18 protein-coding genes are annotated in these 19,008 nt (G+C 69.0%); 5 read left to right on the forward strand and 13 right to left on the reverse strand.

Annotated elements, in window-relative coordinates; genetic code table 11:
- Positions 1-181: 181 nt before the first annotated feature.
- Positions 182-1,726: an IMP dehydrogenase gene (gene guaB, locus ACFQ9K_RS39845; protein ID WP_378718098.1), complete on the reverse strand. Its 1,545-nt coding sequence runs from the start codon at positions 1,724-1,726 to the stop codon at positions 182-184.
- A 303-nt stretch (positions 1,727-2,029) separates the two neighbouring features.
- On the opposite strand from guaB, the gene ACFQ9K_RS39850 reads away from it, so the two are divergent.
- On the forward strand, positions 2,030-2,443 hold the full coding sequence (locus ACFQ9K_RS39850; protein WP_022567296.1) for a DUF5319 domain-containing protein: 414 nt from the start codon (positions 2,030-2,032) through the stop codon (positions 2,441-2,443).
- 189 nt (positions 2,444-2,632) lie between these two features.
- Here the strand turns inward: ACFQ9K_RS39850 and ACFQ9K_RS39855 are convergent, their stop codons facing one another.
- The 3 genes from ACFQ9K_RS39855 to ACFQ9K_RS39865 all read right to left on the reverse strand — a co-directional run bounded on the left by ACFQ9K_RS39855 (position 2,633) and on the right by ACFQ9K_RS39865 (position 5,295).
- Positions 2,633-3,709: an anti-sigma-D factor RsdA gene (locus ACFQ9K_RS39855; RefSeq protein ID WP_378718099.1), complete on the reverse strand. Its 1,077-nt coding sequence runs from the start codon at positions 3,707-3,709 to the stop codon at positions 2,633-2,635.
- The gene (locus tag ACFQ9K_RS39860) at positions 3,702-4,280 is read right to left on the reverse strand and encodes a sigma-70 family RNA polymerase sigma factor (protein WP_364737934.1); all 579 of its coding nucleotides are present in this window, start codon (positions 4,278-4,280) and stop codon (positions 3,702-3,704) included. Before ACFQ9K_RS39860 ends, ACFQ9K_RS39855 begins: the two co-directional genes overlap by 8 nt.
- Before the next feature lie 133 nt (positions 4,281-4,413).
- Entirely contained in the window at positions 4,414-5,295 is an 882-nt protein-coding gene (locus ACFQ9K_RS39865; RefSeq protein WP_378718101.1) for a hypothetical protein, read from the reverse strand.
- A gap of 628 nt (positions 5,296-5,923) precedes the next feature.
- On the opposite strand from ACFQ9K_RS39865, the gene ACFQ9K_RS39870 reads away from it, so the two are divergent.
- The 3 genes from ACFQ9K_RS39870 to ACFQ9K_RS39880 all read left to right on the forward strand — a co-directional run bounded on the left by ACFQ9K_RS39870 (position 5,924) and on the right by ACFQ9K_RS39880 (position 7,409).
- A complete protein-coding gene (locus ACFQ9K_RS39870; RefSeq protein ID WP_014981828.1) occupies positions 5,924-6,217 on the forward strand; it encodes a WhiB family transcriptional regulator in 294 nt (97 codons plus the stop codon).
- 300 nt (positions 6,218-6,517) lie between these two features.
- Complete coding sequence (locus ACFQ9K_RS39875; protein ID WP_378718103.1) at positions 6,518-7,156, forward strand: sigma-70 family RNA polymerase sigma factor; 639 nt, start codon at positions 6,518-6,520, stop codon at positions 7,154-7,156.
- 1 nt (position 7,157) lies between these two features.
- A complete protein-coding gene (locus ACFQ9K_RS39880) occupies positions 7,158-7,409 on the forward strand; it encodes a hypothetical protein (RefSeq protein WP_378718106.1) in 252 nt (83 codons plus the stop codon).
- A 57-nt stretch (positions 7,410-7,466) separates the two neighbouring features.
- Here the strand turns inward: ACFQ9K_RS39880 and groL are convergent, their stop codons facing one another.
- Together groL and groES are read right to left on the reverse strand one after the other, a co-directional pair.
- Positions 7,467-9,077: a chaperonin GroEL gene (gene groL / locus ACFQ9K_RS39885; protein WP_378718107.1), complete on the reverse strand. Its 1,611-nt coding sequence runs from the start codon at positions 9,075-9,077 to the stop codon at positions 7,467-7,469.
- A gap of 147 nt (positions 9,078-9,224) precedes the next feature.
- Complete coding sequence (gene groES / locus ACFQ9K_RS39890; RefSeq protein WP_014981824.1) at positions 9,225-9,524, reverse strand: co-chaperone GroES; 300 nt, start codon at positions 9,522-9,524, stop codon at positions 9,225-9,227.
- A gap of 738 nt (positions 9,525-10,262) precedes the next feature.
- Here groES and ACFQ9K_RS39895 point away from each other — a divergent pair.
- Positions 10,263-11,807 carry an Hsp70 family protein gene (locus ACFQ9K_RS39895; protein ID WP_378718109.1) on the forward strand — a complete coding sequence of 515 codons (1,545 nt, stop codon included), beginning with the start codon at positions 10,263-10,265 and terminating at the stop codon, positions 11,805-11,807.
- Between the two features lie 4 nt (positions 11,808-11,811).
- Here ACFQ9K_RS39895 and tsaD read toward each other — a convergent pair whose 3' ends face one another.
- The 7 genes from tsaD to ACFQ9K_RS39930 form a co-directional block, all read right to left on the reverse strand.
- The gene (tsaD, locus tag ACFQ9K_RS39900; protein ID WP_378718111.1) at positions 11,812-12,855 is read right to left on the reverse strand and encodes a tRNA (adenosine(37)-N6)-threonylcarbamoyltransferase complex transferase subunit TsaD; all 1,044 of its coding nucleotides are present in this window, start codon (positions 12,853-12,855) and stop codon (positions 11,812-11,814) included.
- Positions 12,852-13,346 (reverse strand): ribosomal protein S18-alanine N-acetyltransferase, encoded by a 495-nt coding sequence (gene rimI / locus ACFQ9K_RS39905; RefSeq protein ID WP_378718113.1) that lies wholly within the window; start codon positions 13,344-13,346, stop codon positions 12,852-12,854. Before rimI ends, tsaD begins: the two co-directional genes overlap by 4 nt.
- Before the next feature lie 5 nt (positions 13,347-13,351).
- A complete protein-coding gene (gene tsaB, locus ACFQ9K_RS39910) occupies positions 13,352-14,035 on the reverse strand; it encodes a tRNA (adenosine(37)-N6)-threonylcarbamoyltransferase complex dimerization subunit type 1 TsaB (protein ID WP_378718114.1) in 684 nt (227 codons plus the stop codon).
- Between the two features lie 55 nt (positions 14,036-14,090).
- Entirely contained in the window at positions 14,091-14,555 is a 465-nt protein-coding gene (gene tsaE, locus ACFQ9K_RS39915) for a tRNA (adenosine(37)-N6)-threonylcarbamoyltransferase complex ATPase subunit type 1 TsaE (RefSeq protein WP_378718115.1), read from the reverse strand.
- Positions 14,530-15,609 carry an alpha/beta fold hydrolase gene (locus tag ACFQ9K_RS39920; RefSeq protein ID WP_378718117.1) on the reverse strand — a complete coding sequence of 360 codons (1,080 nt, stop codon included), beginning with the start codon at positions 15,607-15,609 and terminating at the stop codon, positions 14,530-14,532. Before ACFQ9K_RS39920 ends, tsaE begins: the two co-directional genes overlap by 26 nt.
- Positions 15,606-16,733, reverse strand: a complete 1,128-nt coding sequence (gene alr, locus ACFQ9K_RS39925; protein ID WP_378718118.1) for an alanine racemase — start codon at positions 16,731-16,733, stop codon at positions 15,606-15,608. The genes ACFQ9K_RS39920 and alr overlap by 4 nt, the downstream gene beginning before the upstream one ends.
- 665 nt (positions 16,734-17,398) lie before the next feature.
- The gene (locus tag ACFQ9K_RS39930) at positions 17,399-18,850 is read right to left on the reverse strand and encodes an NAD(P)H-hydrate dehydratase (protein ID WP_378718119.1); all 1,452 of its coding nucleotides are present in this window, start codon (positions 18,848-18,850) and stop codon (positions 17,399-17,401) included.
- Between the last annotated feature and the right edge of the window lie 158 nt (positions 18,851-19,008).

A 19,008-nucleotide genomic window follows, 5' to 3' on the forward strand; every position in this document is an offset into this window, starting at 1 on the left:
ACGCGCGACGGGCCGCGAACGGCGCTCGCAGAACTCGCGCCTCCGGTGGTTTACCTGTGGGCGGCCGAGCACGGACCGCAGGGGCCCGCAACTCTGCTCGACCATCGGTTCGTACCCAGACACCCGTGGGCACGCTCAATCATGCACGGACCAAGCGGTCTCGTACACGATCATCGAGCGGCTAGCCGCGACCAGTGTAGTTAGGGGCCTCGACGGTCATCGTGATGTCGTGCGGGTGGCTCTCCTTGAGTCCCGCCGCGGTGATCTGCACGAACTGCGCGTCCTGCAGGTGCGCGATGGACTGCGAGCCGGTGTAGCCCATGGCCGCGCGCAGGCCGCCGACGAGCTGATGGATGACCTGGTTGACCGGTCCACGGAACGGCACCCGGCCCTCGATGCCCTCGGGCACCAGCTTGTCCTCGGCCAGCACGTCGTCCTGGAAGTAGCGGTCCTTGGAGAAGGACTTGGCCTGGCCGCGTCCCTGCATCGCGCCGAGCGAACCCATGCCGCGGTAGCTCTTGAACTGCTTGCCGCCCACCAGGATCAGCTCACCGGGCGACTCGGCGGTGCCGGCCAGCAGCGAGCCGAGCATCACGGTGGACGCGCCCGCCGCGATCGCCTTGGCGATGTCGCCGGAGAACTGGATGCCGCCGTCGGCGATCACCGGAACGCCGTGCGGCTTGCACGCGGCGACGGCCTCCAGGATCGCGGTGATCTGCGGCGCGCCGACACCGGCCACCACGCGGGTGGTGCAGATGGAGCCGGGACCGACGCCGACCTTCACCGCGTCCGCGCCTGCGTCGACCAGCGCGAGGGCGCCCGCCCTGGTCGCGACGTTGCCGCCGACGATCTGGATCCGGTCGCCGACCTCGGCCTTGATCTTGGTGACCATCTGCAGCACCTGGGCCTGATGGCCGTGCGCGGTGTCCACGATGAGCACGTCGACGCCCGCGTCGGACAGCGTCATGGCGCGCGACCAGGCGTCGTCGCCGACGCCGACCGCGGCGCCGACCAGCAGGCGGCCGTCGCGGTCCTTGGTGGCGTTCGGGTACTGATCGGTCTTGACGAAGTCCTTGACGGTGATGAGCCCGCGCAGCTTGCCGTTGCCGTCGACGATGGGCAGCTTCTCGATCTTGTGCCGGCGCAGCAGGCCGAGCGCGGCCTCCGCGGTGACGCCCTCCTGCGCGGTGATCAGCGGCGCCTTGGTCATCACCTCTTCGACCCTGCGGTTCTGATCGACCTCGAACCGCATGTCGCGGTTGGTGATGATGCCCACCAGGCTGCCGACCTCGTCCACCACCGGCAGACCGGAGATGCGGAACCGGGCGCACATGGCGTCGACCTCGGCCAGCGTGTCGGACGGGCGGCAGGTGACCGGATCGGTGACCATGCCCGCTTCGGACCGCTTCACGGTCTCCACCTGGGCGGCCTGGTCGGCGGCGGACAGGTTGCGGTGCAGCACACCCATGCCGCCTGCCCTGGCCATCGAGATGGCCATCCGCGCCTCGGTCACCGTGTCCATCGCCGAACTGACCAGCGGGGTCCGCAGGCGGATGTCCCTGGTCAGTTGGCTGGAGGTCTCCACAGAGCTGGGGATGAGATCCGAGGCGGCGGGCAGCAACAGCACATCGTCGAATGTGAGGCCGAGCATGGCGATCTTGTTCGGATCGTCACCACCCGTAGATGGGCGGACAGCGGTGCGTTCGCCCGATACGGGATTACTCATTCGGATCGACCCCTCCTGGACGTCGACAGCGACCGGCGCCGGGATTACCGGCGCCGCGCGCAGCTGATGGGATGGACTGGTGGCTCCGGGAATCGTGTCGGGTGCTCGCCGGGGCCTGAGACCATGGTATCTGTCCCGCAAACTCGTCGGCGAAGTGAGCCCACCCGGGCGATGACGGGCAGGCGGAGCCGGGCGGGGCGGGCGCGCACCGGGGTACGGCGGGGACCGGGGGCGGGTAGGACAGACGAAACTTGCGGCCGACATAGCTGGCGCAGACCACCCTGTTCTGCGTACCGTGGGGATGTGCGTGACCATCTACCACCTGGCTTGCCGCCGGATCCGTTCGCCGGAGACCCCTCCGACCCGTCCGCCGCGCTCGACGCCATCGAGCCCGGTGAGCCGCTGGATCCCCATGAGCGCCTTGCGGTCGAGGAAGATCTCGCCGATCTGGCCGTCTACGAGGCGCTACTAGCGCACCGCGGAATCCGCGGACTCGTGGTGAGCTGCGAAGACTGTCGGCAGGATCACTACCACGACTGGGACATGTTGCGCGCCAACCTACTTCAACTGTTGGTGGACGGCACCGTGCGCCCGCACGAGCCCGCCTATGATCCGACGCCGGAAGCGTATGTCACCTGGGATTACTGCCGGGGATACGCGGACGCCTCGATGAACGAGGCCTTCCACGGCGACGGGTTCGACGGATTCGACAACTGAGGTTCGGCCCACCGAACCGATGACGCGGCCCCTTCCGGGAGCTCGCGTAGTGCGGGATATAGCGCTGTGATCTTCACCGCATCCCTGCCGGGGGCACGACGCCGGGAAAGACAGAAAACCGACCGCCAGTCGGCAATCGGTTCTTGTCTTGTTCGAAAGTTTCTCGCGGGTTGCTGACCCGCCCGCCCGCTAGCTCGGGGTCGCCCCGCCGCCCGCTCCGGACGGAATCACGAACGTGGTCCCCGGATCGGGACGTGTCGGCACCAGAGTCGCCGGGACGGTGGGCGCGCCACCGTTTGCTCCGGTCGGCTCGACCACCGTGGGCTTGGACACGGTGGTCGGCGTGACCGGCGGCTGAGTGGTCGGCTCCACCGTCGGCGGCGGGGTCGTCACCGACGGCGGAGTCGGCTTGTCGTCGGTCGGGAGCGTGGTCGGGTCGGTCGGCTCAGTGGGCTTGTCGCTCGGCTGAGTCGGCTTCGTCTGCAAAATCGTCGGGTCGACCGGCGGCTTCGGCTTCGTCGGCGTCACGCTGGTCCCCGTCGACGGGTCGGTCGGCTTCGTCGAGGTGCCCTGATCCAGCTGATCGGCCAGTTCGCCGTAGCCCATGTCCCGCAGTTGATCGACGAGGCGTTGCCACTCCGTCATCAGCTGCGCGTGGCGCACCGGATTGTCGATCTGGTCCGCGTTCGCCTTCGCCTGCACCAGCCGTTCCTTGGCCTGCACCGGATTCTGGTTGATCAGCTTCCCCGCTTCATCCAGATCGGTGTCGGCCCGTTGCGCCACGGTGCTCTGCGCCGCCTGATTGAAGACGACCTCCTTGACCTTCCACAGCGGATCGCCGGGTTCGGACTGATAGGAGAACGCCGTCATGCCGCCGAAGACCAGGGCGAGTGCCGCCGCGGTGCCCAGCAACGGACGAACCAACTTCAGTCGAGTGCTCCCCGTGCCGGTCCGCGCCTGACGCGCCGCGCCGATCTCCTGATTGACCGCCGCGACGATCTCATCCAGATCCGGTCCCGCGGCCATCGGCGCAGCGATGAGCTCCGCTCGCCAGTCCGCGAGCAAGGTCGCGAGCTGATATTCCTCCGCGCTGTCGGTCCGTACCGGGCCATCGCTTGCGATCGCTTCGATCAACGCATCGTCGCGGCGTACCGCGGCGATATCGACCGGTCCCGTGTCTCCGGACGCGTCGGCGTAGGGACCGCTGTTTCGCGATCCAAGCCGCGCTTTCCAGTCACCCCGACCGCGCTCGCCATCCCTAGCCATACATTTCACCTGCCCTCGCCACTTGAGACTTCAGTTTCGCGAGTGCCCTGTGCTGGGCCACTCGTATCGCCCCCGCCGTACTGCCCACGGCGACTGCGGTTTCTTCGGCTGACAAACCCATGACCAATCGCAGGATCAGGATCTCTCGATGTTTCTCGGGGAGTGTCGCGAGCAGACGGTTCATCTGCCTGCTCGTCTCCGATTCGAGAGCTCGTTGTTCCGGACCATGGTCGGTGGATATGACATCTGGTACTTCGGCCATTGCCTCCGCCTTGTTACGGGCGGCGTTGCGATGGGCGTCGGCGACCTTGTGCGAAGCGATTCCGTAAACGAAGGCCATGAAGGGCCTGCCCTGGTCTTGATACCTGGGCAAGGCGGTCATCACGGCCAGACAGACCTCCTGCGCAACATCATCCGCGGAGAGCTGCCCACGCTCCGCGGCTCCGATCCGCGCGCGGCAATAACGCACCACGAGCGGGCGGATCATCTCCAGTACCTGAGCTAAAGCGGATCTGTCGCCCTGCGCAGCCGCAGAGACGGCGAGGTCCAACTCTTCGCCCATGTTCGTCATCGTCAGAGAGATTCCCGGCGTTACAAGTGGCACGGTCGGTGATGACCAGTGCTTCCGCCGAAGGGGCGGAACGGAACTAACAATAGCGATACAGCGCCCGGAACAAGGCAACTGGGAGCGTCCCGTTTGACGGCTAGGCCGTCGTCGGCGGACGAAACCGACCGCCACGTCGGGCGATGGTCGCCGCACAGTCCTCGGCCTCCGCCGCGGCGCCCTCGACCGCCAGCCCCGCCCGCAGCATCGCACTGGCCCAGCGCAACGGGAGCAGGCCGTGTTCGCGACATTCCTCGGCGACCTGATCGGCCAGCGCGCGGGACCGCTCGTGCTCCCCCGCCACCGCGGCGGCCGCGGCGGCCAGCAGCCGGGACTTGACCAGGTGCCGCACCGACGGCCCGCGCTCGGCGAGGTCGAGCGCGGCCGCCGCGTGGGTCAGCGCGGGCTCGACAGTGCCTGCGGCAAGCGAGGTTTCGGCGCTGACCCACTGCCTGCGGATGGCGGGCCGCCAGCCGAGCCGCTCGTCGGGCACCAGGTCGGCGCAGCGGCGCAGCAGTCGCCAGGCCAGCGGCACCCGGCCGAGGCCGAGCGCGTCGGCGGCGAGACCGGTCAGCGCGTCGCAGATCGCGTCACCGGGATCGAACGGGTAGCCGGCCGCCTCGGTCGCCCGGCCGGGACCGACCGCGCGATCGCCGAGGGATGTCGTCGAGATCAGGGCGACCGCCCGCCCGTCCAGGACGGCGGCCCTGGCGTGCCAGCCGAGCTGGCGCAGCAGCGAACCCTCGGCACTCGCGGCCAGCGAAAGCACGATCGGGTCGGCGCCGCGGGCCCGCACAATTCGCAATTCGGCGCGGGCCGCGGCATAACGGCCCTGACCGCCCAGAATCACCGCTCGATACCAGGAAGCCAGCGCGTCGGGGGCGGTCGGCAACTCGGCAGCGGCGCGGCCGGGGCGCGACCCGAAGGCGCTCTCAGCGAGTATCTCGAATCGGGTATCTCCGAGCGGAGCAGGTGCGAACACGGCCGAAACTGTATCCCGGGCCGGCCGGAGATGGCCGGGAGAAAGACCTGGGCCGACCGACCGGCAACTACTCAGCATTTCTGATCTCTATCCGATGTTTCCATCAGGTAAATCTCGTACCGGCAATCACCGGGCGCCCGCGATCGGAATTCACATGCGTTTCGCGCAATTAACCTCGATGCCCCGTTTCCGCCATCTCGGATCTGCTCGCCGAACGGGTCGCCGTGCGGTGCTGTGACCACCCCCACCCGGTCCCGGTTGGGCTCTGATCGAGCACCTGCCCCTAAAAATGGGGTCTACCAGCGGAAATGCGCCCTGATCCAGAGCAGCGAGTACCCAGCTGCCACTGGTCAACCGATCAGTATCCCTGGAACCAATGCGAAAAGTAAACAGCTCAAAGGTTAAATTTCGCGGCCTGAGATTTGGGAAACTGCTGCGTCGAACTATTGACGGAATTTCGCGGCTGGACCTAACGTAGCTCATCGCCACGGACGGCGCCGCGCGAAATTGCAGCGACCGCAACGGGCGAGCACAGGGGCACCCGCCGACACAGCGCCGTGGCCTACCACACTTTGCAGAACAACTGCTCGACAACGCTGACGAGCTCGCACCACGAGGAGTTCACACAATGCCCATGCCGACCCACCTCCCCGGGCCGAACGCCGATGTCTGGGATTGGCAGATGCGAGGGTCCTGCCGCGGGCAGGACTCCGCCGTGTTCTTCCATCCCGACGGCGAACGTGGCCGAGCCCGTACCGCGCGCGAGATGCGCGCCAAAGAGATCTGCCGGGCCTGCCCGGTGCTGATGCAGTGCCGCAGCCACGCCCTCAAAGTCAGCGAGCCTTACGGCATCTGGGGCGGCATGTCCGAGACCGAGCGCGAGATGCACGCCCGACGCAATCGGCGGCGCATGGCGGTTTAGTTGAAATTTGTTCCCATCCGCGGGGGGCGGCGCGCCGAATCCCTAGCAAACAACCGGCAGGCAATAAGCGGTCACCTCCGCCACGCCTGCAGCGGCGACCACCCGAAGCCGCACACCCTGTCGAGCCCTGCGTTTCGCGGTTAGCTATCGGCGTGTCACGGCGTGTCTCTGGTTTGAGTCACCTGGCGTGTCGAAGTTTTCCGCAAAGTCGCTGGGCCACAGGTGGTTTGCCAACCCCCAGCCGAAGGGAGGTCATAGCGACCCGCTACGGTGGTGACCGATGACACAGAATGGAGCGTTGTGACAACGCGGCAGCCGGCCGCAGAGGGCGACTCGTTCCGAAGAGATGCCTTCCCACCCGGTGTTGATTCTGCGGTTACGGCCCGCGCCGCCGAGAGCATCGAACTCGCCGAACTGCTACATCGGTGCGGTGAGTCCGACCAGGAAGCCTTTGCCGAGCTATACGACCGGACGTCCGCGCGCGTCTTCGGTCTGGTGCTGCGCGTCCTGCACGACCCCGGCTACGCCGAGGAGACGACGCAGGAGGTGTACCTGCAAATCTGGCGTACGGCAGCCAGTTTCGACGCCGACAAGGGTTCGGCGGTGACCTGGCTGATGACGCTCGCGCACCGGCGGGCCGTCGACCGGGTGCGCGCCGAGCAGGCCCACACCCAACGCGAGGTCGCCTACGGAATCCGGGTTCTCGGTAACGAATTCGACGAGGTGACCGAAGAGGTAGAGCGAAGGCTCGAACAACAGGCCGTCCTCGACGGGCTCGCCACTTTGACCGAGACCCAGCGAGAGGCCATCTCGCTCGCCTACTACGGCGGGCGAACCTACGCGGAGGTCGCGCAGTACCTCGGAGTAGGGTTACCGACCGTTAAGTCCCGAATTCGGGACGGATTGACACGACTCAAAAGAAGTTTGGGGGTGACGTGAGATGAACGAACGCCAGGTCGATCTCGCGCACACCGTCGCGCTCGGATCGATCGACGACGTAGATCACCATGAGGTGCAGGACCTGCTCGACACCGAAGACCCCGCCCTACGTGCGGAGTTCATGAGGGAGATAAGTCAGACGAGAGAAGCACTCGCCATGCTCGCCGACCGCACGGCGACCCCACCGCCGGCCACGCTGCGCAGTCGATTGCTCGCCGCCATCGCCGAGGAACAGCCGCCCGTCGCTTCCTGATCTAGGTAAACCGAAGGCCCCCGGACAGTCGTCCGAGGGCCTTCTCTGGTTTTCAGCTCAGTGGCTGTGGCCGTGATGGCTGTGGTCGGGCGCCTCTTCGGCGGGCTTGTCCACCACCGCACTCTCGGTGGTCAGGATCATCCGCGCCACCGACGCCGCGTTCACGACGGCCGAGCGGGTCACCTTCACCGGGTCGACGACGCCGTCGGCCAACAGGTCACCGTAGGTCAGGGTGGCGGCGTTGAAGCCGTCCTTGCCGTCGGCGACCTTGCTGACCACCACGGAGCCGTCCACGCCCGCGTTGGTGGCGATCCAGAACAGCGGCGCCGACAGTGCGGTCCGCACCACCTCGACGCCGACCGCCTCGTCGCCGGACAGCGAGTCGCGCAGCTCGATCAGCTTCGCGGCCGCCTGCACCAGCGCCGAGCCGCCACCGGGCACGATGCCCTCCTCGACGGCGGCCTTGGCCGCGCTCACCGCGTCCTCGACCCGGTACTTGCGCTCCTTGAGCGCGGTCTCGGTGGCCGCGCCGACCTTGATCACCGCGACGCCGCCGGACAGCTTCGCCAGGCGCTCCTCGAGCTTCTCCCGATCCCAGTCGGAATCGGTGGCCTCGATCTCGCGCCGCAGCTGCGCGCCGCGGGCCGCGATGTCTTCCTTGGTGCCCGCGCCGTCGACGATGGTGGTGTCGTCCTTGGTGACGACGATGCGCCGCGCCTGGCCGAGCACGTCCAGGCCCGCCTCACGCAGGTTGATGCCGAGGTCGGGGTTGATCACGGTGCCCGCGGTGACCACGGCCAGGTCGTCCAGGAACGCCTTGCGCCGGTCACCGAAGAACGGCGCCTTGACCGCGACGGCCTTGATCGTCTTGCGGATCGAGTTGACCACCAGCGTGGACAACGCCTCGCCCTCGACGTCCTCGGCGATGATCAGCACCGGCTTGCCGGATTCGGCGATCTTCTCCAGCAGCGGCAGGAAGTCCGGCAGCGAGCTGATCTTCTCGCGGTGCAGCAGGATGAGCGCATCCTCCAGCACGGCCTGCTGGCTGTCGGTGTCGGTGACGAAGTAGGGCGAGAGGTAGCCCTTGTCGAACTGCACGCCCTCGGTGACCACGAGCTCGGTCTGCGTGGTCGAGGATTCCTCGACCGTGACGACGCCGTCCTTGCCGACGACGGTCAGGGCCTTGCCGACCATCTCGCCGATTTCCTCGTCCCGCGAGGACACGGTGGCGACCTGGGCGATCGCCTTCTCGCCGGACACCGGGGTGGCCGCGGCCAGCAGCGCCGCGGAGACCGCGTCGGCGGCCTTGGCGATGCCGGCGCCGAGCGAGATCGGATTCGCACCCGCGGCAACGTTCTTCAGGCCGGCGCGGACCAGCGCCTGGGCCAGCACGGTGGCGGTGGTGGTGCCGTCGCCCGCGACATCGTTGGTCTTGGTGGCGACGCTCTTGACCAGCTGCGCACCAAGGTTCTCGAACGGGTCTTCCAGGTCGATCTCGCGCGCGATGGTGACGCCGTCGTTGGTCACGGTCGGGCCGCCGAAGGCCTTCGCGAGCACGACGTGCCTGCCGCGCGGGCCGAGGGTGACCTTGACGGCGTCGGCAAGCTTGTCGACGCCGCGTTCCAGAGCCCGGCGAGCCTTCTCGTCGAACTCGATCTGCTTTGGCATAAGTCCTATTCCTTGGATTGAGACGAGACTGCCCCGGTCCCCGCTCAGGGGAACCGGGGCAGTGTCATGACGACTCGATCCCGGCGGTCGGGTGAGCGTTCATCACTCGATCGCGGCTCGTGCCGCGACGACCGCGCGGAGCGCGGGTCACTTGGTGACGACGGCCAGCACGTCGCGCGCCGACAGGATGAGGTATTCCTCGCCCTGGTACTTGATCTCGGTGCCGCCGTACTTGCTGTAGATGACGGTGTCACCCTCCTTGACGTCGACCGGGATGCGGTCACCCTTGTCGGTGACGCGTCCTTCGCCGACGGCGATGACGGTGCCCTCCTGCGGCTTTTCCTTCGCCGTGTCGGGGATGACCAGGCCGGAGGCCGTCGTCGTCTCGGCCTCGTTGGCCTGGACGAGGATCTTGTCCTCGAGCGGCTTGATGTTCACGCTCGCCACGTTGAGCCCTCCACTTTCAGGGGATGTCGTCCGCAACTGTTGTTCCGGACCATCGGTATCAGGTTTTGATGCTGACCCTGTCGCATAGCCCCGTCGTCGCGGGTGCCGGGACCCCTGCTCAGTAGTCAAAAATGCCTGGCACACGCCCAGTGCACCGAACGGAGGAACTCCGGCCGCGCACATCAGCGGTACCGACTAGCACTCTATACATGAGAGTGCCAGCGCTCAAGGCCGGGAGGTGCCAATTTTGGATCGCGCGGCCCCGCGGCGTTCGCTCGCCCCGGCGCTCCGCCGGACACCCGCGGTCGGCGACACGCCCAACGCACGCCCGGAGGGGTTTTCAAGAGATCCGGAAAACTGTAACGTTCGGATAACGGATTGTGACAGTATTGACGACGGTCGCTGTCCGACCGCTGTGTTCGTCACGAACCAGTGCCGTCGGAGACCAGGGGTTGTCACAGAACGTACGTCGCTACACCGCTCGGCGTCACCGAATACCTCAGCGTGATCCGAAGTTCCGGCGTCATCGAACACCCAGCGTCAGAGAAGAACCAGCGCCAATCGAGCTGCACCAGAGAGCTAGCCACACGTGATCCATCGCCGGTCCCCGCGACCCATCCGGATACCGGGACCGAACGGGTTTCGAAGCCGGATCGCCGGTCGACCACAGGTGATTCGGCAGTCCAATCGAGATGGTCGGCGACACAAGACCATCCGCTCGAAGGGAGGTGAATGAACATGCGAACATCCCTCGGTATCTCCGCCGGGTCCGAGGTCGTGTGCTCGGCGCTCGTCGCCACCGCGTCGAATGGCGCGCAGAGCTTCGATTACCGCGTCGTGTCCGCCGACGCGGCCCACTCCGATCTCGGCGACCTCGTCGCCTCCTCGATCGAGCTGATGACCACCCAGCTACCCACCACGCAGCTGCACGACGCCGGCTATCCGGTCGGCGCGCGCTTCGCCGGCGCGCAGCCGCGCAACCTGGAATCGCCGACCAGCCGCCCGCCGACCAGCGTCGCCGTCGCCTACCGCACCAAGGAACAGGCGCAGGCGATCCGCTCGGCCACCGGCAAGCAGCGCGAACTCCGGCTCGTCCCGGAGGGCACCGCGGCGCTCACCTACCTGCGCCACACCGGCCTGCTCGACCGCTACGACACCGTCGCCATCGTCGACCTCGGCGCGACCGGGCTCACCGTCACCGTCGCCGACCAGGCCGACGGCACCGTGCTCCGGTCCGAGCGCACGATCACGATCAGCGGCAACGCCATCGACGACCTCATCTACCACCACCTGGTCGACCTGCACTACGCCCGGCGCGGCACCCGCCCCAACCGCGGCATGCTGACCAACCGCGGCCGCGCGGCCAAGGAACACCTGTCCATCGCGCCCGCCGTCACCATCGACCACGTGGCCGGCCAGCCGCTCAAGCTGACCCGCGCCGACTTCGAAGAGCTCATCGCCGATCTGCTGCGCGAGACCGCCGTCTTCGCCGCCGCGGTGTTCGCCAGGGCGCCCAAGTTCCCGCAGGCGGTGACGGTGATCGGCGGCGGCGCCAACATCCCCGCCGTCATCGACACGCTCGACGCGAAACTCGACGTCCCGGTGTTCACCGTCGAAGACCCGGACGCCGTGATCGCCAAAGGCGCCGCGCTGGTGGCCGATTCGGTGCAGCCGTCGGTGTTCCCGGTGGCCGCGCTCGGCGCCGACGCACCGGTCGGCACGTTCACCAAGGTGGTCGGCACACTGGCCGGCGCGATCGTGGTGGTCGGCCTGATCATCGGTTACGGCGTGAAGACCTTCGCGCCCACCTCCGACGACGAGGTCTCCCCCGCGGGCACCACCAGCAGCGTCTCGCAGCTGCCGCCGTCGCCGGGCAGCATCGTCGCGCCGACCGGGGCGGGCGCCTCGACCAGCGGCCGGAATCAGGAAAGCACCAATCGTCCACCGACCGGCAACATTCCGCCGATCACCCAGGACCGCGGCCAGCCGTCGAGCACCGCGACGCCGACGCCGGCCACCCCGCCGACCCAGCCGACGCTGCGCCCCGATCCGAACCTGCCGGTGATCCCGTTCCCGGAGCTGCTCGGTCCGTTGTTCGGCAATTCCGTAGGCCCGCAGGGCGGTTCGTCCGGACCGGACAAGAACCGGCCCGTCGTCCCGAACCAGCGATCCGCGCCGACCCAGGCGCCCGCCCAGTCCCAGCTGCCGATGCCACCGAGGCAGAATTCGGGTTCGGCCCACCCGGGCGCGGGAAACCCGTGGCAGTCCGGCGAAAACGACTGACGGGCTAGAACACCCGGCTGATCGAGACCGGCAGCCCCGGATCGGTCGCCACCGTCAGCGGTGAGGGCTTCGCGCCACCCGCGATCACGTGCGCGCCGAGCGCCGCGATCATCACCCCGTTGTCCGTGCACAACCGCGGCTTCGGCACCCGCAGGGTCAATCCGGCCGCCGTGCAACGCTCCTCGGCCATCGACCGAATCCGCGAGTTGGCCGTCGCGCCGCCGCCGAGCACCAGCGTGTCCACGCCGACATCCTGCGCCGCCCGCACCGCCTTCATGGTGAGCACGTCCGCGACCGCCTCCTGGAACGAGGCCGCGATGTCCGGGATCGGCAGATCCTCGGCGGTCAGCCCGCTGCGCTGGGCCGACTCGACATACCGCGCCACCGCCGTCTTCAGCCCGGAGAAGGAGAAGTCGTAGCGCGCGTCGCGCGGCCCGGTCATCCCGCGCGGAAACGCGATCGCCCGCGGATCACCCTGGCGTGCCGCGGCATCCAGCGCCGGACCGCCCGGGAAGCCGAGCCCGAGCAGCCGGGCGACCTTGTCGAACGCCTCACCCGCCGCGTCATCGATGGTGCTGCCGAGCTCGATGATCGGCTCGGCCAGGTCGGTGACGTGCAGCAGATGCGTATGCCCGCCGGAAACCAGCAGCGCGACACACGGCGGCATCGGCCCGTGCTCCAGCGTGTCCACCGCGACGTGTCCGCCGAGGTGATTCAGCGCGTAGAACGGCACATCCCACGCCGCCGCATAGGCTTTCGCGGCCGCGGCACCGACCAGCAGCGCACCGGCCAGGCCGGGGCCGATGGTCACGCACAGCGCGTCCGGCTTCGCGATCCCCGCCGCGGCGAGCGCCCGCCGCATGGCGGGCACGATTGCCTCCAGATGCGCACGCGACGCGATCTCCGGCACCACACCGCCGAACCGCGCGTGCTGATCGACGCTGGAGGCGACCTCGTCGGCGAGCAGTTCGCAGCGGCCGTCGTCGTGCCTGCGCACGATGCCGACTCCGGTTTCGTCGCAGGAACTTTCGATGCCCATGATGATCACGAAAGAACCTCGTCCGGGAGGGGCAGCGCGCTCAGCGCGGGCCTGCGCATGGTGTAGGCATCGGCGCCGCTGGGATGGTAGTAGTTCTTCCGCAACCCGATGATGTGGAATCCGTGCTTGGCGTACAACGCGATCGCGGGCGTGTTGTCGGTGCGCACCTCGAGGAACACCGGCCCGCCGCGGCGGCCTGCCTCGTCGAGCAGCGCCTCCAGCAGCAGCGTGCCGATACCGGCCCGCAGGCAGGCCGGGTCGACACCGATGGTGTGCACCTCGGCCTCGGGGTGTTCGTCATCACCGAGCAGCGCGACGCCGGCGTAGCCGACCATTCGCCCGTCGTCGTCGCGGGCGGTGATGTAGCGATTGTGCGGCGCCGCCAGTTCCGATTGGAAAGCCACCGCGTGCCAGGGGTCGTCCTCCGGGAACAGCAGTTGCTCGAGTTCGACGCAGCGGTCGATGTCCGCGGTGACCATCGGCTCGATCCGGATCGCCATCCGCCTCACGCTCCCGTCCGGTCCAGCGCGCGGTAACTCTTCTCCACGGCGTCGGGCCTGCGCAGGTACAGCGGCACCAGCGCGTCCGGCACCGCGCGCGCGAGCAGCTCGGCCGCGGCCACCCGGACCAGCCCGGCCGGCGACGGCGTCTCCACCGGCAGCACCGGCAGGTCGAAGAAGTCGACGTGCGAGGCCGATCCGGCGATCACCGTGGCCTGCGCCATATCCACGTCGGTCGGCTTGGCCACGTCCGGCCCGGCCACGCGCGCGCCGTCGCGGTAGCGCGCCCAGTACACCTCGCGGCGGCGCGCGTCGGTGACCACCAGCAGCTCGCTGCCGGGTGTGAGGTCCGACACCGCGTCCGCGGCGATCGCGTCCAGGCTGCACACGCCGTACACCGGAATGCCCAGCGCGTCACCGAAGGCCGCGGCGGTCGCCATGCCGACGCGCAGCCCGGTGAACGGACCCGGCCCGATGCCGACCACGATCGCGTCGAGGTCGGCCCTGGAACGTCCGGCCTCCGTGAGACATTCGAGGATCTGCGGGGTGAGCACCTCGGCATGCGCGCGCGGATCGACCCGAACCCGGGAGGCGAGGGTACGCGTGTCCACGCCCCGTGCGGCCTGCTCCAGTTCCACCAATCCCGCTGTCACGGCGGGTGTCGCGGTGTCGACACTTAATACCAGCATGATTGATCCAACGATACCGGGTGGTAGCTGCCATCGGTGCGGAGCTACCGGGTAGTTAATCCACCCATTCCCATTCGGCGGTGCGCACGTCGGAATCCGGTTCGCGCGACAGCAGCACCCGCAGGTGCCGATCGCTGAGGTGCTCCACCACTCCGCGACCCCACTCCACCACGACCACCGCCTGATGCAGATCGGTGTCCAGGTCCAGGGCGTCCAGCTCGTCCAGATCGCCGCCGAGCCGATAGGCGTCCACGTGCACCAGCGGCACCGCGCCGTCGCCCGGGCCGGCCCGGTGCTGGCGGGCGATGATGAACGTCGGCGAGCTGACCCGCCCCTGCACGCCGAGTCCCGCGGCGATGCCCCGGGTGAGCGCGGTCTTGCCCGCACCGAGCGGGCCGTCGAGCACCACCAGGTCGCCCGCGCCGAGTCCCGCCGCGAGTTCCCGGCCGAGCGCCTCGGTGTCGGCGACGGTGGGCAGGATCCGCTGCTGCCGGTCAGCCACTGGTCGCCTCCGAGGCATTGGTCGGTTCGATCGCGCCCGCGCGCACGAGCAGTCGGTCGAGCGCGTCGTTGACGATATCCGGGAACTGAAGGTGTGGCATGTGCGCGGCGCCGTCGAGCCGGATCAATTCGCAGCCGGGTAGCTCCCGGGACAGCGCACGCGAGTTGCGGAACGGGATCACCAGATCGTGGGTGCCGCCGAGCACCAGCACCGGCAGCCGGGCCAGGGTGGGCAGCGCGGCCGATTCGTCGTGCACCTGGATGGCCTTCAGGAATTTCACGATGGTCTCGACCGGCGTCCGATCGATCATCATCGTGGTGAACCGGGACAGGGTCGGGCTCACCGGGCCGTGATACGAGCTGACGTGCAGGATCGGCGTGATCACGTGCCGCGCCGTGGACCGTCCCGCCTGCACCAGCGCCGGCGCGGTGTGCACCACCATCTGGAACCCATCGATCGCCGGGTTGCGCAGCAGTTGGGTGATACCAGCCGCGGTCACCTCGGCGGCCGCCGTGGACAGCAACGCGACCCCGATCACCCGGCCCGCGAACAGCTCCGGGAACCGCGCCGCGGCCGCGAGCACCGCCATCCCGCCCAGCGAGTGACCGACCAGCACCACCCGACCGGTCGGCGCGCTCGCCGTGATCACCGCGGCGAGGTCGCGGCCGAGCTGGGCGACCGTACAGCTCTCGGTCGTCGGCGTGCCGGAGCGGCCGTGTCCGCGGAGGTCGAACAGCACGAGCCGCGCGCGTGCGCCCCACCGCTTTTCGAGGTCGCGGCGCTGAAAGTGGAAGGACTCCATGGTGTTGCAGAAGCCGTGCACGAAGATCACGGTGACCGGCGCGTCCGCGGGGCCGCATTCGCGGGTGGCCAGGCGCACGCCGTCCTCGGTCAGCACCGCGCCGGAGCGGTCCTCGTCGATGAGATCGAAGTTCTCGTCCCGGTATTCGTCGCGCCGGGCCGGCCACAGCACGCGGGCGCCCGCGCGGCGCAGCGCGTGCACCCCGGCCAGGGCGCCCACCACGCCCGCGGTGGCGAGGCCGCCGCGCAGCACGGTGATCCGGCGGGTCACCGGGGGCCGCCGATGTAGCGGCGGACCGCTCGGCCGCGGGGCGAGCAGACGACCTCGTAGTTGAGGGTGCCGAGCCGGGTGGCCCAGTCCTCGGCGCGCGGCGCGCCGTCCGCGCCGCCGAACATCACCGCGACATCGCCCTCCTGGACGTTCGCGGCGTTGTCGCCGAGGTCGACGACGAACTGATCCATGCAGACCCGGCCGACGTTCGGCTGCCGCACGCCGCCGAGCCACACCTCGAAACGTCCACTCAGCGGCCGGAATACGCCGTCGGCGTAGCCAGCGGGGATGAGCGCGATCGTGGTGTCGCGGGGGGCGATCCAGGTGTGCCCGTAGGAGACGCCCTCCCCCGCCGCGATCCGTTTGACCTGAACGACGCGGGCCTGGAAGGTCATCGCCGGACGCAGGCCGAAGTCGCCGAGTTCCGGCACCGGGGACAGGCCGTACATCGCGATGCCCGGGCGGACCAGGTCGAAGGCGAGGTCGGGGCGGGTCAGCGTAGCGGGCGAGTTGGCCAGGTGCACCAATTCGGGTTCCAGGCCGTGCTCTTTCGCGGCGGCGATGGCGTCCAGGAGGCGGTCGCGTTGCAGGTTATTGGTCGGATGCTCGGGCTCGTCACCGCGGGCCAGGTGGGAGAAGATCGCCCGGAAGCGCACCGCCTGCTCGTCGACCAGGGACCGCAGTTCGGCGAGGGCCAGCGGATATTCGACCGCCGACAGGCCGTTGCGGTTGAGGCCGGTGTCCACCTTGAAGGTGACCGTCGCGGTGCGGCCCGTGCTTCTGGCCGCCGCTTCCACCGCACGCAGCTGACTGAGCGAGGACACACCGATCTCGAGGTCGGCGGTGATCGCGGCCGCGTAGTCGGCGTCGGAGTCGTTGAGCCAGCTCAGAATCGGCGCGGTGATCCCGGCCTCGCGCAGCTGCACGCCCTCGGCGATCGCGGTGACGCCGATTTCGGCGGCGCCCGCGGCCAGCGCCGCCCGCGCGACCTCGACCGCACCGTGGTTGTAGCCGTCGGCCTTGACCACGGCCATCACCGCCGCATCGCCCGCGAAATCCCGCAGGATGCGCACGTTGTGGGCAATGGCATCCAGATCGACGACCGTCTCCACCTGCGCGTACATGTCCGCCTCTCCGGGAAATCAGGCCAGATTCGGATGCCACGGCGGTGGCGTCGGCGACTGGCGGTGACGCGGCGGGCTGTGGTGCTCCGCCCGTACCCGACGAGTTACCCAGGCGCGGCCGGAGCAAGTCGTCACGTTCTGCTGAAGTCTATTGGCGCGATGGTGCCCGATCGAAGCGAGTTACCGCAGCCGTGTCCTTGGGCACAGATCATAGGGCGTACCTATGACTGCGTCGGCGGCCACAGCGCTGCTGGTCGGCAGCCCTTTGCAGCCGGACATGATTCCGGAACTGTGGGGTCCGTCGCGACCGGAGCAGCAGCGTCGGCGGGCCGATTGCGTGCGTTCAGCGCGGCGGCAAGACGAAATGGCGGGAGACGATCAAGCAACGTCGCCGAAATGGGGACGGCTTCAAATGTGGCCTTCGCCCGCCGCACCCCGGGTTAGTGCCGAATGGCCATGCGGACTGATCAACACAGAAGTTCTACCCGGGTGCCCACATCAGATCACCGGGCGATCAGCGCCAGGGGTGCAGATGGCCGGGCAAATGCGCTCGGTCCGCCGGAGTCGCCGAAATAGGCACGGCTGCTAATGGGTCTTCTTTCGCCGCACTCGTACGGTGCCGCCAGCAGCGTGATCGACCCACGAGTCCTACCCAGGTATGCGCATCAGATCGCCACCGGACGACCCAACGCGCGGAGGGTGCGGATGGCCGGGCGAAGGTGCTCGAGCAGCGGGGTCGCCGAAATCGGCGCGGCTTCGGGGTGACCCTGGTGCGCGGCGAGGTTGGCGGCGAGGGAGTGCGCCCGCGCGGCGGCCGCGGCGGACCAGGCGGGGGCGTGGCCCGCGGCGAGCAGGGCGCCGATGATGCCGGAGAGGACGTCGCCCGCGCCCGCGGTGGCGGCCCAGGACGCGCCCGCCTCGTTGACCAGGACCGGGGCGCCGGGGGTGGCGACGAGGGTGGCGCGGCCCTTCAGGAGCACCGTGAGTTGCCAGTCCTCGGCGAGCGCGCGCACCGCGGCCACTCGGTCGTCGCCTGCCTCCGCGCCGGTGAGCCGCGCGAATTCGCCCGCGTGCGGGGTCAATACGGTCGGCGCGGTGCGGCCGCGAACCAGCTCGGGTTCCGCGGCGAGCATGGTCAGGCCGTCGGCGTCCACCACGACGGGCAGATCGGTGGCGAGGATCTCGGCGAGCCGTTTGTGCGCGTCCGCATCGGTGCCCGCGCCGGGACCGAACACCCAGGCCTGAACCCGGCCGACGGCCGAGACCTGCTCGGTGGCAATGACTTCGGGGAAATGCGCGAGGACCTCGCCGACGCCGGTTCCGGCGTAACGGACCAGGCCCGACGTGGCCGCGACGGCGGCACCGGTGCACAACACCGCCGCGCCCGGGTATTCCGCGCTGCCCGCGCACACACCGGTGACGCCCTGGGAGTACTTGTCATCGTTGGCATTCGGCACCGGCCAGCGCACGCCGATCGAAGCGGGTTCCAGCGCCGCCAGATTCGGCTCCGGCAGGCGTAACCCGATGGGCACCAGCTCGATTCGACCGCAGTGCGGCGCGGCGAGCACGTGCACCGGCTTGTACGCGCCGAACGCGACGGTGACGTCGGCCTGCACGGCGGGCCCGGTGATCGCACCGGTATCCGGATCCACGCCGCTCGGCAAATCCGCGGCAATGATCGGGACCCGGAGCGAGGCAACGAGTTCCGCGGCATCCGGGCGCAACGCGCCGCGTCCGGAAATACCGACGATGCCGTCGACGACCAGGTCGGGCTCGCCCACCTCCGTGGCTACTCGACCGCCCGTCTTGCGCAGCGCCGCAAGCGCTTTCGCGTGCACGCGGGCCGGGTTCAACAGCACCGCGGTCACCGCGACGCCGCGCCGCCGCAGCATGGCTCCGGCCCACAGCGCGTCACCGCCGTTGTCGCCCGAACCCACGAGCAAGGTCACCGAACGACCGGCGACACCGCCGGTGCGCGCCCGCAGTTCGCCCGCGACGACGGTGGCCAGACCGTAGGCCGCGCGCTGCATGGGGACGCCGTCCGGGACCCGGGTGAACAGCTCGGCCTCGGCCGCGCGTACTTCGTCGGCGGTGTAATAACCCCGCTGCGTGGACATGAATGAATCCTCCACTTCGGCACTACTCGTTCGCAGACTACGCTTGGCCATCATGCCAATGGTCAAACCCCGTGCAAGGTCCATGCAGGTTGTCACCGGGTTCGCGGTGGTAGCGGCGCTGCTGGTCACCGGGTGCGGGGGCGGCGACTCCGGCGCCG

Source organism: Nocardia sp. NPDC056564 (genome assembly GCF_042793755.1).
Taxonomy (GTDB): domain Bacteria; phylum Actinomycetota; class Actinomycetes; order Mycobacteriales; family Mycobacteriaceae; genus Nocardia.

Bases quoted from the DNA above. Each gene is read 5' to 3' on its own strand.
- ACFQ9K_RS39895 (WP_378718109.1), top strand. From the start codon at position 10,263: ATGCGAACATCCCTCGGTATCTCCGCCGGGTCCGAGGTCGTGTGCTCG.
- alr (WP_378718118.1), bottom strand. From the start codon at position 16,733: ATGTACGCGCAGGTGGAGACGGTCGTCGATCTGGATGCCATTGCCCAC.
- tsaE (WP_378718115.1), bottom strand. From the start codon at position 14,555: ATGCCTCGGAGGCGACCAGTGGCTGACCGGCAGCAGCGGATCCTGCCC.
- ACFQ9K_RS39855 (WP_378718099.1), bottom strand. From the start codon at position 3,709: ATGGCTAGGGATGGCGAGCGCGGTCGGGGTGACTGGAAAGCGCGGCTT.
- rimI (WP_378718113.1), bottom strand. From the start codon at position 13,346: ATGGCGATCCGGATCGAGCCGATGGTCACCGCGGACATCGACCGCTGC.
- ACFQ9K_RS39860 (WP_364737934.1), bottom strand. From the start codon at position 4,280: ATGACGAACATGGGCGAAGAGTTGGACCTCGCCGTCTCTGCGGCTGCG.
- ACFQ9K_RS39870 (WP_014981828.1), top strand. From the start codon at position 5,924: ATGCCCATGCCGACCCACCTCCCCGGGCCGAACGCCGATGTCTGGGAT.
- ACFQ9K_RS39930 (WP_378718119.1), bottom strand. From the start codon at position 18,850: ATGTCCACGCAGCGGGGTTATTACACCGCCGACGAAGTACGCGCGGCC.
- tsaB (WP_378718114.1), bottom strand. From the start codon at position 14,035: ATGCTGGTATTAAGTGTCGACACCGCGACACCCGCCGTGACAGCGGGA.
- groL (WP_378718107.1), bottom strand. From the start codon at position 9,077: ATGCCAAAGCAGATCGAGTTCGACGAGAAGGCTCGCCGGGCTCTGGAA.
- ACFQ9K_RS39880 (WP_378718106.1), top strand. From the start codon at position 7,158: ATGAACGAACGCCAGGTCGATCTCGCGCACACCGTCGCGCTCGGATCG.
- guaB (WP_378718098.1), bottom strand. From the start codon at position 1,726: ATGAGTAATCCCGTATCGGGCGAACGCACCGCTGTCCGCCCATCTACG.